Annotated in this window: 14 protein-coding genes; all 14 read left to right on the forward strand. The window is 27.4% G+C overall.

The window, feature by feature from the left end; genetic code table 11:
* Nucleotides 1–24: 24 nt before the first annotated feature.
* The 14 genes from ACILP5_RS00220 to ACILP5_RS00285 all read left to right on the forward strand — a co-directional run bounded on the left by ACILP5_RS00220 (nucleotide 25) and on the right by ACILP5_RS00285 (nucleotide 14,177).
* Nucleotides 25–1,128 (forward strand): glycosyltransferase family 4 protein, encoded by a 1,104-nt coding sequence (locus tag ACILP5_RS00220; protein ID WP_395616629.1) that lies wholly within the window; start codon nucleotides 25–27, stop codon nucleotides 1,126–1,128.
* A 6-nt stretch (nucleotides 1,129–1,134) separates the two neighbouring features.
* Entirely contained in the window at nucleotides 1,135–1,983 is an 849-nt protein-coding gene (locus ACILP5_RS00225; RefSeq protein ID WP_395616630.1) for a class I SAM-dependent methyltransferase, read from the forward strand.
* Nucleotides 1,983–2,948, forward strand: a complete 966-nt coding sequence (locus ACILP5_RS00230; protein WP_395616631.1) for a glycosyltransferase family 2 protein — start codon at nucleotides 1,983–1,985, stop codon at nucleotides 2,946–2,948. The genes ACILP5_RS00225 and ACILP5_RS00230 overlap by 1 nt, the downstream gene beginning before the upstream one ends.
* 4 nt (nucleotides 2,949–2,952) lie before the next feature.
* The gene (locus ACILP5_RS00235) at nucleotides 2,953–3,945 is read left to right on the forward strand and encodes a hypothetical protein (RefSeq protein ID WP_395616632.1); all 993 of its coding nucleotides are present in this window, start codon (nucleotides 2,953–2,955) and stop codon (nucleotides 3,943–3,945) included.
* Entirely contained in the window at nucleotides 3,946–5,412 is a 1,467-nt protein-coding gene (locus ACILP5_RS00240) for a hypothetical protein (protein ID WP_395616633.1), read from the forward strand. It abuts the gene before it with no gap.
* A gap of 11 nt (nucleotides 5,413–5,423) precedes the next feature.
* Nucleotides 5,424–6,593 carry a hypothetical protein gene (locus tag ACILP5_RS00245; RefSeq protein ID WP_395616634.1) on the forward strand — a complete coding sequence of 390 codons (1,170 nt, stop codon included), beginning with the start codon at nucleotides 5,424–5,426 and terminating at the stop codon, nucleotides 6,591–6,593.
* The gene (locus ACILP5_RS00250; protein WP_395616635.1) at nucleotides 6,586–7,584 is read left to right on the forward strand and encodes a glycosyltransferase; all 999 of its coding nucleotides are present in this window, start codon (nucleotides 6,586–6,588) and stop codon (nucleotides 7,582–7,584) included. The genes ACILP5_RS00245 and ACILP5_RS00250 overlap by 8 nt, the downstream gene beginning before the upstream one ends.
* Before the next feature lie 9 nt (nucleotides 7,585–7,593).
* Nucleotides 7,594–8,565, forward strand: a complete 972-nt coding sequence (locus ACILP5_RS00255; RefSeq protein ID WP_395616636.1) for a GDP-mannose 4,6-dehydratase — start codon at nucleotides 7,594–7,596, stop codon at nucleotides 8,563–8,565.
* Between the two features lie 2 nt (nucleotides 8,566–8,567).
* Nucleotides 8,568–9,602 carry a glycosyltransferase family 4 protein gene (locus ACILP5_RS00260; protein ID WP_395616637.1) on the forward strand — a complete coding sequence of 345 codons (1,035 nt, stop codon included), beginning with the start codon at nucleotides 8,568–8,570 and terminating at the stop codon, nucleotides 9,600–9,602.
* The gene (locus ACILP5_RS00265; RefSeq protein ID WP_395616638.1) at nucleotides 9,599–10,717 is read left to right on the forward strand and encodes a hypothetical protein; all 1,119 of its coding nucleotides are present in this window, start codon (nucleotides 9,599–9,601) and stop codon (nucleotides 10,715–10,717) included. The genes ACILP5_RS00260 and ACILP5_RS00265 overlap by 4 nt, the downstream gene beginning before the upstream one ends.
* Before the next feature lie 67 nt (nucleotides 10,718–10,784).
* The gene (locus ACILP5_RS00270; RefSeq protein WP_395616639.1) at nucleotides 10,785–11,792 is read left to right on the forward strand and encodes a ketoacyl-ACP synthase III; all 1,008 of its coding nucleotides are present in this window, start codon (nucleotides 10,785–10,787) and stop codon (nucleotides 11,790–11,792) included.
* An 11-nt stretch (nucleotides 11,793–11,803) separates the two neighbouring features.
* On the forward strand, nucleotides 11,804–12,034 hold the full coding sequence (locus tag ACILP5_RS00275) for an acyl carrier protein (protein ID WP_395616640.1): 231 nt from the start codon (nucleotides 11,804–11,806) through the stop codon (nucleotides 12,032–12,034).
* The gene (locus tag ACILP5_RS00280; RefSeq protein WP_395616641.1) at nucleotides 12,034–13,086 is read left to right on the forward strand and encodes a 3-oxoacyl-ACP synthase III family protein; all 1,053 of its coding nucleotides are present in this window, start codon (nucleotides 12,034–12,036) and stop codon (nucleotides 13,084–13,086) included. Before ACILP5_RS00275 ends, ACILP5_RS00280 begins: the two co-directional genes overlap by 1 nt.
* A 2-nt stretch (nucleotides 13,087–13,088) precedes the next feature.
* Nucleotides 13,089–14,177 (forward strand): aromatic ring-hydroxylating dioxygenase subunit alpha, encoded by a 1,089-nt coding sequence (locus ACILP5_RS00285; RefSeq protein ID WP_395616642.1) that lies wholly within the window; start codon nucleotides 13,089–13,091, stop codon nucleotides 14,175–14,177.
* The last annotated feature ends 1 nt before the right edge of the window (nucleotide 14,178 follow it).

The following is a 14,178-nucleotide window of genomic DNA, read 5'->3' on the forward strand; positions in this document are numbered from 1 at the left end:
AATTAGAAAAACAAATTTAGTAAAATGAAAATTGCAATAACACATGAATTCCCATTCGAAAAAAAATATTATGGAGGGGGTAATCAGATTGTTGAAGGCTTATCAAATTCACTAGCCAAAAAAGGTCATGAGATTCATGTATTTACAACTGGGAAGGGCGAGTTCATACATATTGCTGAGACAAATTCTGTTAAAGTACATTTTCTTTTTCCTTATGTGAAAAATTTATCTGGCTTATATTTGGCTATTTTAACAATTTTTCAAATTATTAATCTAAAACCAGATATGGTAATTTGTTTCACTTCGGAATCAGCTATCCTATCCTTATTTGGCAAAATTTTTAATTACAATATTTTAGTTTATCAAGCAGCACCAGAACATCCAGTTTTTACTTTCTCTAAGTTTATTGAAAACAGAAAAAAAATAGGAATTTATTTTCAATTTGTTGGGGCAAGAAATTCGAATAAGATATTATCAATTAGTGAGTCCTCTTCATTGAATATGATAAATAATTGGGCTGTTAATCCTTTGAAAATCAGTACTGTTGGTGTGGGATTGAATTCGATTTTTACTGAGGATATTTCAGAAAGCAAAGAAATTTCTTCTGATAAAATAAGATTAATATCTGTTGGGAGAATAGTTTTTGATCAAAAACCCTTTGATATTATACCTTTGATTTTAAAAGAGTTAAATGAAAAAATTGAAAGCTGGACTGTAATTGGGGATGGCCCTGATTTAGACGAGCTAAAAGATCTTGTATTAAAATATGGTCTAGATAATAAAGTTTTCTTCTTAGGAGCTCTAGATTCTTATGAAATAAAAAGTCATTTAAAGAAGGCTGATATCGCTGTTTTACCAACAAATTTTGAAAGTTTTTTTCTAACAGCATATGAATGTGCTGCTATGTCTTTGGTCGTAATTACATGTGATGTTGCAGATTTAAAAAGCTATTTTGCGTCGACAAAGTCAGTTTTAATTTCGCCAGTAGGAGATGAGTGTAATTTTAAAGAAAATTTAAAGTTTGCCATAAATAATATAAATGTGCTTTCAAAATATGCTTTTTCTGATTCAGATAGGGTAAAGAGAGATTTTAATTGGGATAGAATTTCGTTGAATTTTTTAAAATAGTTTATTATGAATATAAATCAATTTTGTCCTACATGTGGGGATACATTGCATTATGTTGAATATTCCGGTAGGTTTCACAACATTAGTAATGGAAAAGTAAATAATTTTAATGTTTTATCATGTACAATTTGCGGTTTATCAAGAACAGACCCCCCTCCTTATGAAGACGATGTTACTGCCGAAATTTACCAAGATTTTTCATTTAATGACGCTTATAAGAACCCAAAACTTTGGGAATCGTTCTTTACCCAAATGTTTAAGTATGCAAACAAATATAAGCCCAATGGTAAAGTACTCGATATTGGATGCGGTAGTGGCTTTTTTATTAATTTAGCAAGACAAAAGGGTTATGATACATATGGTGTAGAATTAAATAAAGACGCTGTTAATTATGGAAAAAATGAGTTGAATTTGAATATTGTCAACCTAGATTTAGAATCTGCAAATTTTCCAAGTAATTTCTTTGATGTAGTAACCTGTAGCCAATTATTAGAGCACATAGCTAAACCAAATGACATATTGTTGGAAATTAATAGGATTTTGAAGAAAGATGGTATTCTCATGCTTGAGGTACCTAATTTTAATGGTTTATTAGTTAAGTTTTGGAAAGATAAATGGAGTGGATTTCAACCTCAATGGCATATTTGGCAATTTAAACCAAAGTCCTTGGAGAAATTGTTGAATAAAAATCAGTTTGAAGCTATACATATAGTATGTAATCAAAATATTTACACTGGACAACCCATAAATTTTTATAAAAGATTCATCAGAAATACAATTTATGTTTTAATTGAAGCTTTTGCTTCAATTATCAATAGATCTGATAAGTTATTAATTGTGGCAAAGAAAAAATAATGAGTTTTTATAAGTATAAAATTTCTATAATAGTCATTCATCTTGGTAAGAATGATTTAATTATTAATTTTTTAAAATCTCTGTATGAATCTAAATTAAGTTTTTCATTTGAGGTAATTGTAATTGATAATTTTTCAAATATGATTGAACTTAAAGAATTAGTTAATAACTATTCTAACTGTAAGGTAATTCATTTAAATCAAAAAATGGGTTATGGTAAAGCTACTAATTTGGGAATATTAAATTCTAATTCAGAATATATTCTGTGGTGCAATAATGATTTATTATTTACAGAGAAATCGATTGACCGTTTAGTTAATTTTTTAGACTCAAATCATAATTTCGCTATTGCTGGTCCACAGCTTTACAATATTGATAATACCAAGCAAGAGTCCGGGTCTCAATTTGATATTAATTTGTTTTCATTATTATTGGAAAAAATTAAGTTATTAAAATTAGCCAAATTGTATGTCCATAAAATTAACAAATTTCAAGATTGTGTAAAAGTTACTACAGGAGCTTGTTGTTTAATCAGAAGGGATTCGTTATTAAAGATTGGAGGCTTAATTGATGATAATTTCTATATGTATTGTGAAGAATTTGATTTGTCTTATGTATTAAGAAAAAATGGCTTTAAAATTGGCTTAATCGCTGAATCTAAGGTTTTTCATTTAGGAGGGCAAACCACATCAAATACGTCTATTAATTTTTTACTTCAGTCCTATAAGAGCAAATTTTATTATTTAAAAAAACATTTTAATTTTTTCTCTATCATTGCTTTTACTATTTTTCTTGTATTTTTTTCTCTTGGTTCAATTCTTTATAATTCTTTATTGTTATTTTTTCGATTTTCTGATAGAACAAACATAAAATTAAAAATATTATTTAATTTCTATTTGTTAAAATTAATATTAAGTAAAGAAAAGTTTAATTCAAGTAATCTTGTTAAATATTATGATAAATAATAATATGAAAATTTTATTTATCACTTCGGATACTTCTGATTATCAATCAGATTCACTATTTCATGGCTTAAGATCCTTATATGGTAGTCAAGTAGTAGATTTTCCCAAGGCGGAAAGGATGTATAAATTTGATCTTGAAAATATTAATGTACTACATGGTTTAGGTTTTACATGTTACGGTCTTTTAGAAAATATTAAAGTAGATAGAAATAACATTTATGAAAAAGTTAAAAATAATTATTTTGATTTAATAATTTTTTCATCAATTCATCGTCAATTTGGTTTTTTTATTCAATGTTACCCATGGTTGTCATTTGAGAATACATTGATTATAGATGGTGAAGATACGCCGAGTTTATATAAATATTGTGGAAACTTTTGGAGACATATTTCGTGGTATTTTTTGCCGAAAGCGCATACTAATTTTTTATATTTTAAAAGAGAATTGAATATTGATACTTTGGACTATCTTTATTATTTATTGTTGCCTAAATTCCTACTCAATAAATTAAATTTTCCTAAAAATATTCGAAGGATAAATTTTTCAATCCCTGAGGAAAAAATTAAAGTTGGTGTAAAAAAAATCAAACTATTTGGTAGACATATAGTGGATCCCGAAGTTGCTGCAAATGTCGAAGGTAGTTCCACCGGTTATGTATTTGATAATGAAGGCGATTATTATTATGACTTACAAACTTCTAAGTTTGCAATTACTACGAAACGTGCCGGCTGGGATTGTATAAGACATTATGAAATCGCTGCAAATGGCGCTGTAATGTGTTTTAAAGATTTGGATTTGAAGCATAATATGTGCGCCCCCCATGGGCTTGATAGTACCAACTGCGTGATTTATAAAGATTATAATGATTTAATTACTAAAGTATACAGTATCTCTGATGAAGAATATTTGTCTCTTCAATATAATTCTATTAAATGGGTAAATAATAATACTACTAAGGCAATTGCTAATAACATTTTAAATCAATTTTTAGGATAATTGAACACATATAATAATATAGAACTAATTGTTAGTAGCATTGGAAGGTTTACTGCATTATTGTTAAACTTTGGTCTTTACATACTCGTTTTTAGATCTATTAATCTAAATGAGTTTGCAGAATATAGTTTGATTAATGGTATTCAGTCTTTTATTTTAGTGGTAATCTCGGGACCAATTTTAAATTTAATTGGTAAAGAGACTTGGTATTGGTTAAAAGAAAAAAAACTCACATTAAATATATTTAGATATCTACAGCCTCTTACGTTTATTTATTTGTTAGCTTTTTTAATAATTCTAATCATTTCGTACTTATTGGGCTGGATAACTTTTATAGGACTATTTTTTTATTCAATTGGTGTTGTTTGTTTTTCTATAACAAGTTTATTTAGTGCACTTTTTAATGCAGTTGGGATACTAAGAAATAGGTATTTGTTTAGTTTATATATGTTTATTGATGGTTTATTTAAGATTTTATTTGTGCTAGGAGCTAATAATTTTCCTATCTTAAAACAGGGGTCGATTTATTTTTTTTTAATTCAGTTAGGTAGTTTAATAGGAGTTGGAACTCTTTACATTTTCTCTAAGGGCCATTTATTAAAACTCGACTTAAGGTTTGCATCAGATTTATTGTTTAATAACAATTTATTTAAAAAAAACACATATTTAATTTTTGAATCAAATAAATCACTTAACACTTCTGCATTTTTTAATTGGGGTACTAGTACTGGTAATCGTTATGTGGTAGAACCATTTGTATCAAAAAAATTATTGGGATTATATATTGCTGGTTTTAATTTAGGAAACTCCATTTTAAGTGCTGCAGAAGGATTTTTTACTAATTTTATGTTACCTCTTCTCTACAATAAAATATCTAACGAAGGTGTGCTGATCAATAAAAAATTAATTTGCACCAAGTATTTATTTTTATGGCTTGGATATTTAATGCCATTACTGTTTCTATTTTTATATAAATCTGATGAAATTATATCTTTAATTTTGGGAGATTCGAGAGTATCATTAAAGATTGTTAGGTTTGGACTTATATATTCTTTTGGTATGTTATTTTTAGGTTTATCTCAATCCTTTTCCTTAATATTTAGTGATTATAATTCCTATCTAAGGGCCACATTGATAAATTTTATAGTTGGTATAATTGGCCTATTTTTTATAACTAAATTTTTTAATTTAGAAATGGGTGTTTTATGTTTAGCTCTATCAACAATTTTCAGTATGCTTTTTTTCATTAATTCATCAGCTAATTTTTTTTCAATTAATATCTTATTATTAGGTGTTTTAAAAGTTGTATTAGTATCATTTATTTTATTATTTTTTTCTTTCATTATGTTTAATAATAACCTGATAGATTCATTTTATATAAAATTTGCTTTATCTGGATGTGTGTGGGTTTTATCTGTGTTTTTGGTATTTAAAAATTGGATTAATGACTTTAGAGATATTATATAAAATATTTAATATTGAAGTTCAATAAATATTATTTGTTATTTTTAATTGGTTGTTTATCTTCATATTATTGGATATCGCCAGTTACTCAAATCCCTGGTGTTGATTTTGAATTAAATTTTTTTAACAGGGTTATTCGTACAATTTATCCTCTTTTTATTGGTTTATTTATATTCAATAAGGTTTTAAAAACTACGGTAAATAGGTTTTTATTATTATTTATTTTTTCATTTTTAATTATCCCAATATTTATAACTTTAATCTTTAATCTAAATTTAGGTGTTATTGTTTATTTGCCTGTGCTTGTATCCTTTTTAGGATTAATTTTTTTGGCGACTTTGAAACCTTCAGAATTTTATTTTTGGTATTTTGGTACTTCATTTGTTTCGTCAATTTTTTTAAGTGTAGGTTTACTTAAGTTTGGTTTTGATGCTACCACATTTTATGGTCGGCCTCGAGTTCATTTTGGGTTTATTCACCCTGTACAAAGTTCGAGTATAATTATTTCAAGTTTTTCTTTCTTTATTTTAATCTTACATCATAGTATTAATAGTTTAAAGTATATTAATTTGTTTTACTTTATAACCTACTTATGCTTTTCTGTATTATTATTTTTAGCTCAGTCTTCTAATTTGTTTATTGCGTTTAATATTTCAGTTTTAACATTTCTTTTGTTTAAAATATTTAATAGCATAACAATAAAGAGTTTATTATTAATAGTATTATTGTTTGTTCCCTTTTCTTTTTTCTTTTTTATTAATTTGCCGGTTAACCTAATGGAGTTTTTAGATGATTTTTCATCCGGTCGTATTTTAAATTATAAAGAATTATTTTTTACAAATCTTAATGGAGAAGATTTTTTTTCCTTTCTGTTTGGTCCAACAAAATTTTTGAGACATTTAATTGATATTAACGACGTAACAGGTTTCGCTTCTAGGGATTCAGTATTTTTTTCGTTTTTTTTAGCATTTGGATTTTTTGGCCTTAGTTCTTTAGTTTTATTCTTTTTCTTAATCGGAATTTTATTGATCAAATATAATCTTTCATCTTTTTCTGTATTTTGTGGTGTATTGTTTTTTTTCTCTGCTGATGCTCAAGGCTTAACTCCAAATAATTTATTGATTTATGCTTGTTTAGCTTTTGTATTAAATCAGTATTCAAATAGTTACAAGTTTAATGAATAAGGTAGTTTTATTTATAAGAAAGAGTTATTATACTGGTAATTTTAGTATTGAAAGAGTTTTTAAGTTAATCTATGATAATGTTAATAGTAATGTTGATATTGATATTTTCGTAAGTCGATTTCATTCTCAGGGTTTTTTTAAGAGGATTTATAATATTTTTGAAGGTTCGGTTAATCAGGGTAGAGTCAATCATATATCCGGAGATATTCATTATTTAGCTTTATTAATGAATGGTAGTAAGACTATTTTAACTATTCATGATTTTGTGATTTTAAGGAGATCATCAGGAGTTATGTTTCTCATTTATTACTTATTTTGGTATTATTTGCCTATTATTAAAGTTAGACAAATAACTGTCATATCGAATCAGATAAAAAATGAGCTTATTGATTTATTTCCATTTGCAGAACATAAAGTTCAAGTAATTTACAATCCAATTACTATTCCATCTGAGTATTTTAATAGTCATACTAGAACGTTTAACAGTAATTTTCCTAAAATTTTACATATTGGGACGTCAGAAAATAAAAATTTATACAATACAATTTTAGCTTTGAAAAGTATAAATTGTCATTTAAGGATAGTGGGGAAAATTGATGATTTTATCTTGGACATTTTAAATGATTTTAATATTCACTATTCTAATGTTAGTAATTTAACAGATAATGAGATTATTGAAGAATATCTTGATGCTGACTTACTTTCATTTGTATCAACATATGAAGGTTTTGGATTGCCAATAATTGAGGCTCAATATATTGGATTACCTGTTATTACAAGTAATATTCCTGTAATTAAAGAAATTTCTGGTTTGCCAGATGATTGCTTAGTTGATCCTTTGGATTACTCTGCTATTGCTTTATTTTATTCTCGTATTATTAATGATGAATCTTGCAGGAAACGGATAACAAAGTTAGGGTTATCTAATATTTCTAGATTTTCTACGCAATTTGTTTCAAATCAGTTTATAGATTTATATAATAAATTTTAATTTATTTAAATGTTGAAAAAGAAGAAAGCCTTGATTTTTGGTTGTACAGGGCAAGATGGATTGTATTTGTCTAATTTGTTATTATTAAAGAATTATGACGTTTTTGGTGCTTCTAGAGATCCATCAAATAGCAAATTATTACATTTTTCTAATTTTGGAATAGAAGGTAGAATTAAATTTATTTCAGTTTCATTAATAGACTTTAGAAGTGTAATTCAGGCAATTAAACTTATAAAGCCTGATGAGATATATAATTTGTCTGGTCAATCATCAGTTGCGCTTTCATTTGACCAGCCTGTTGAGACTTTTGAAAGCATAGTAATTGCGACAATTAATATTTTAGAAGCAATTAAGTTTTTAGAGCTTCCCTGTAAATTTTATAATGCGGGTTCTAGTGAAGTTTTTGGGAATTCTAATAAGCCGGTAGACGAGAATTCGCCATTTCATCCTAAGAGTCCTTATGGAATTGCTAAAGCTACTTCCTTTTGGGAGGTTCTGAATTATAGGGAATCATATGGTTTATTTGCTTCAACGGGTATCCTATTTAATCATGAGTCGCCACTTAGAAATGAACGATTTGTTACCAAAAAGATTATTGATTCTATTGATTTGATATCTCAAAAAAAATTAGACAAACTTTATTTAGGCAATTTGAATGTTTCAAGAGATTGGGGTTGGGCACCTGAATATGTTGAGGCCATGTGGCTTATGTTACAATCTGAAATTCCTAGCGATTATATAATTGCTACTGGCGAAACAATGAGTTTGGAATATTTTGTTAAAAAGTCATTCGAATTATATGATTTAGATTGGGAAAAATATGTTGTTATTAATAGTGATTTATTAAGACCTAACGACATTAGTATCGGTAGAGCGAATCCTAGTAAAGCATATTCTGAGTTAAATTGGCAAGCTAAAGTTAAAACAGATTTGTTAATTGAGAAATTAGTTGATTGTAAAAAAAAGAATAAATATTTATAGTAATGGTAGTTGTAGACGGTATTATATTTTCTTTACAGAAGTTCGGTGGAATTTCTATGTATTTTAAAAATGTGATTAAAAACATTCGCCATATAGATGATAAAAAGTTAAAAGTCATAGGTTACAACAACGAATCTCAATCAGATTTAATTGATGAGATATTAGATAGAAGAGTTCTAGAGCAATATCGTGACATAGACTTTAAGATAAATAATCAATCTGCAATTCTACATTCGAGTTATTATAGAATTTCAAAGGAAAAAAATTTTATAAATGTAGTTTCTGTTTACGACTTTCTTTATGAAAAATTTGAGAGTAATCTTTTTAAAAAGTCTGTTCACAAATTTCAAAAAAATCACGCAATTTCAAATGCTCACAGTGTTATTTGTATTTCCGAAAGCACTAAAGCTGATTTTTTAGAATTCTATCCAAAATTTAATGAACAAAATGTTTATGTTACTCACTTATCTCATTCGAAAGAGTTTAAAGTATCTTCAGAATTTAAATTAAGTGATAAGTTTAATAGACCCTATGTAATTTTTGTTGGAATGCGGTCAAAACATAAAAACTTTGATATTTGTGTTAAGGCTCTTGCTGGGTTGAATGATGTTAATTTAATTATAATAGGTGGAGGGCAATTCTCGAAGGAAGAATATGTTTTATTAAATCGTAATTTAAAAAATAGATTTGAGCACAAGTTGAATATTTCTTCAGAAGAGCTTTCTATATACTACCAAAACGCTATATGTTTGTTGTATCCGTCTATTTATGAAGGCTTTGGGATTCCTATATTGGAGGCTATGGCTAGTGGCTGTCCAGTTATATCAACCAATTCTTCATCTATTCCTGAAGTTTCAAATAATTCCGCTATTTTGTTAGATGATCCCTGCCAGGGTTCAGTTAAAGAGGCTATTAAATTTTTATTAACTGAGCAAAATAATTTAAAATATATTCAATTAGGTCTTGATAATGTTAAAAGATTTAGTTGGGAAAAAACTGCTCTTAAAACTCTTGATATATATAATAATTTATTATGATTTTTGTAAATCAGTCTATTGGTAAGTTAGGTATTGATATTATAAAGTATTTTTTATCAAAAAATAAAAAAATAATCGTAATTACTGGTAGAAATTCTCTTAGTGAGTTAGACGATTTAAATGTTAGGGTTTTTAGATTAATTAGTTATAACAAAAGGAATTTAATTACGCGGTTTTATTCATGGTTTTTTTTTACTATTGGTTGTTTTTTGATATTGTTGAAATTTAGAGGAGTTAATAAAAAGCTGTTAATAACTTCAAATCCTCCATTTTTATTCTTAACGAGTTCTATTTGCTCCTTTGATTCATATTTTTTGATTTACGATTTATACCCTAATGTCATTCAATATAAATTTGGTAATAATCTTTTTGTTAAGTTTTGGAAGTATTTAAATGGTATTTATTTAAATAGATTTGATGGAATAATAACAATCACAGAATCGCTTAAAGTAGAAGTTGACAAATATTTAAAATCTTCTAATAAATCTATCGTTATACCTGTTTGGTCTCAAAGTGAAACTGCAATTATTGATTATAATTTTTATCACTTAAAGTATAGTTTTTTAAAAGGTAAAAGAGTATTTATTTACACAGGTAATTTTGGAATTACTCATAACTTTAATTCCATGTTTGAAATGCTTGACTTTCAAAAGAATACTAAATCACAAGATCTCTTTTTTCTTTTTGTGGGTTATGGCGAAAAGAAAAAAAGTATTGTGCGGTTTATAAAAGATAAAAGAATCATTAATGCTTTAGTTCTCGATTATTTGTCCGATGAAGAATTGAGTTATCTACTATCTATTTCGTATTTTGGTATTGTTGCATTGGACAGAGGGATGGGAAGTTTTTCAATTCCGAGTAAAACTTTTTCTTATTTGCATCGATCATTACCTGTATTATGTTTTTCTGAGCCTGGTACTGAGTTATATAATTTGGTTTCTGATTTTAAGGTGGGGCATAATTATATTGGCACTATTGATTTTTTTGAATATATCGAAAGATTAAATTTTGAACCAGATTTATACTTTAAATTAAAGGTTAATTCAAAATTATTAGCTGAAAGTAATTTTTCGTTATCTAATGTTGAACTTTTGTATAAAGTAGTTTATAATTAAAATATAATTAATTTTAGGATCTAGTTATTTTAACTATTCCTATAATTTGTCTATTCACTTTTGTTATATGGGATGTAGGATTGTTGGTATAGAATATGTTTTTCCTGATAATTGTATCTCTAATTCAGATTTGCAATTAGAATTTCCTAATTATGATTTTTCGAAATTTGAAGATAAGATTGGGATCAAGAATCGTTATGTAGTTTCGGGATCTGAAACAGCTTTGGATTTAGCAATTAAATCCTCTCTTCTATTATTTGATCGGTTTGATAAGTCAATTATTGACTTTGTGTTGTATTGTACCCAGAGTCCTGAATATATTTTGCCCACTACCGCTTGTATATTACAGAATAAGTTAAATTTGTCTAAAAATGTAGGTGCTTTTGATTTTAATTTAGGATGTTCTGGGTATACTTATGGTCTTAGTATGGCTAAAGCTTTGATTAATTCAGGGCAGGCTAAGAATGTTCTTGTTGTAACAGCAGAAACCTATTCTAAATATCTTAATATTGGGGATAAGTCTAATCGAGCTATTTTTGGGGATGCTGCAACTTCTACTTTAGTTTCTTATTGTGAGGGTGATTTTTTAAATGAATTCCAATTTGGTTCTGATGGCAGCGGATATGATAATTTAATTATTAAAAACGGTGCAGGTAAGTTCAAACATGAAGTATTTCCTATTGAAAAGATTTATGGAACAGATAATAAGTATACTGACAACAATTTGTACATGAATGGTCCTGAAATATTTAGTTTTACTAATTCTGTAATACCCGGATTTGTTAATAAGTTATTAGATGCTAATTCATTAAATATTAACGAAATAGACCAATTCATTCTTCATCAGGCGAATTCATTTATGTTAAATAGTATACGAAAAAAATTAAAAATTGAGCCTCATAAATTTTTTATTGATTTATATGATGGTGGCAATACTGTTTCAAATACAATACCAATAGCATTAAAAAGATATAGTCAATCCAATAATGATTTAGATCAAACTATAATGTTAGTCGGATTTGGTGTTGGGTTATCTTGGTCAGGTGGCGTAATAAAAATAAATGGTAAACTATAAATTTTATAATTATGGATAAGAAGCAATTTCTGGGTAATCTTAAAGATGAATTAGAGTTAGAGTGTGAAATTAATTTGGAAACCAATCTTAAAGAATTAGATGAGTGGGATTCTGTTTTGGCTATGGTATTAATAGGTTTTGTATTGGATAATTTTGGAGTCACATTAAATGCTGATGATTTGAATGAAATGAATTCCATAAATTCGCTGTTGGATATAATCGGACAAGAGAAGTTTTTATAATGGATCAAGTTTTTGATAATGTTTTTATTGAATCAGTAGGATCTTGTGTCCCAAGAGATATTGTCCATAATAGTTATTTCAGCCAAATTCTTGATCCCAAAGAATTAAAATTATTTGAAAAAACTGTTGGTATTTTTGAACGTAGATGGGCTGATAATAAAACTACTGCATGCGATCTAGGGTTTGAAGCTGCTTTTAACTTATTGAATGAACAAAAATATTCTAAAAGTAAAATTAAAGCTCTTATATTTTTAAGCCAAACTCCCGATTATAAAATTCCATTTACTTCAAATATATTGCAATCCAGACTGAATCTAAATTCTGATATTTTATGTGTGGATGTTAATGCCGGGTGTGCTGGTTTTATTCAAGGATTAAGTTTAGGCTTCTCAATTTTAAAAACCCTTGAACAAGATGAAAAAGTTTTACTTATTGTAGGTGAAACACTTTCTAAAATTTTATCAACTTCTGACAGAACAACTTCTTTATTGTTTGGGGATGGCGCTAGCGCTGTAGTTTTGGGCCATTCAGTTCAAACACATAAGAGTTATTTTAATTTTTTTAGTGATGGCAATAATTTCGATTCGATTATTATTGAAGACGGTGGGTTTAGAAATCCCTACAGTATAAATTCTCTAGATAAAATTGAAGATGAGAAAAAGAATATTAGTTCGAAAGTAAATCTTAGGATGGATGGTAGTAAAGTATTCGATTTTACATTAAGAGAAATAGCTCCAAGTATTAGTTTATTACTTGAAAAAAGCTCTATTGACATTGAAAGTTTGGATTTCTTTTTGTTTCATCAATCCAATAAATTTATTATAAAGCAAATAGCGACTAAACTAGGGCTATTGCCCGAGAAAATTTTAATGAATATTGATAAATTTGGAAATACCAGTGGCGTTTCTATCCCCTTGTTGATATGTAGTTTTTATAACAATTTTCATTCTACTAAAAATGTATTATTTAGTGGATATGGTTCGGGTTTAAATTGGGGAAACTGTGTTACTGATTTGTCGCATACCAAAATTTTGCCAATTTTAGAGTACTAACTATGAAAGCGATTATTCCACCTCAATTTTATTGTTCAAAAGAGATTTTCGATTCTGAAAATTTATATATTTTTGAAAAGTGTTGGAATTATATAGGTAATTTAAGTGACTTCAAAAATACGAACGATTTTATATCGCTATCTATTGCTGGTATTCCGATAGTTGTTCAAAATGTTAAGGGAACAATTAAAGCATTTAAAAATATATGCTCACATAGACACTCATTATTACAAACTGAAGCATTCGGGAATAGACAGTTGATGTGTCCTTATCATGGGTGGTCATATAATGAGAATGGAATTCCCAAAGGGATACCTAAAAAGCCTCTTTTTGATTTTTCAGAAGGCGATTTGGAGTGTTTAAAACTAAAGCAATATAAGATAGAATATTGTGGAAATTTTGTCTTCATTAACCTATCAGATTCATCGGATTCCTTATATGAATATCTAGGTTCTGGATTTTTTGCTGAAATTGAAAAAATTAGCAATTCATTAGGGGAACAAGTAGATTATAATGAAATGAAAATTCAGGCAAATTGGAAGATTTTGGTTGAAAATACTCTTGAAAGCTACCATGTAAACTTGATTCACACAAATTCATTTATGAGATTGGGGGCAAACGGTTTGAATTTTCAATTTTTTAATAATCATTCAGTTTGGAATGCAAATCTTAAACTTAGTGAAAATGAAGGTGTGCAAGAAAAAATTCATAGACCATTTCAGAATAGACCATTTAAAATTGGTGGTTACAAACACATTTTGGTGTTTCCAAATCTTTTGATTTCTACTACTTATGGGATCAGTTTCAACATTTCATTAATTAGCCCACTGAATGAATCTAATTCTATATTTAAAAGTTTTGTTTTTCTTACAGCATCTGAGAATGAATCAAATAGTAATTCTGCTATAAAAAATATGTACAGAGACTCTCTAATTGATTTTAATCGTAATGTTTTTAATGAAGACAAGGAAATCTGCGAAAAAGTGCAATTTGGCGTAAATCATTCACATTTCACCGGTGAATTAAGTGATGAAGAAGAGCGTGTTTGTGAGTTTCAAAAAGCTTACAATCAATATATTTCTCAACATTAAT

The sequence above is a fragment of the Aquirufa sp. genome, from assembly GCF_044239315.1.
In the GTDB taxonomy this organism is placed as follows: Bacteria; Bacteroidota; Bacteroidia; order Cytophagales; family Spirosomataceae; genus Aquirufa.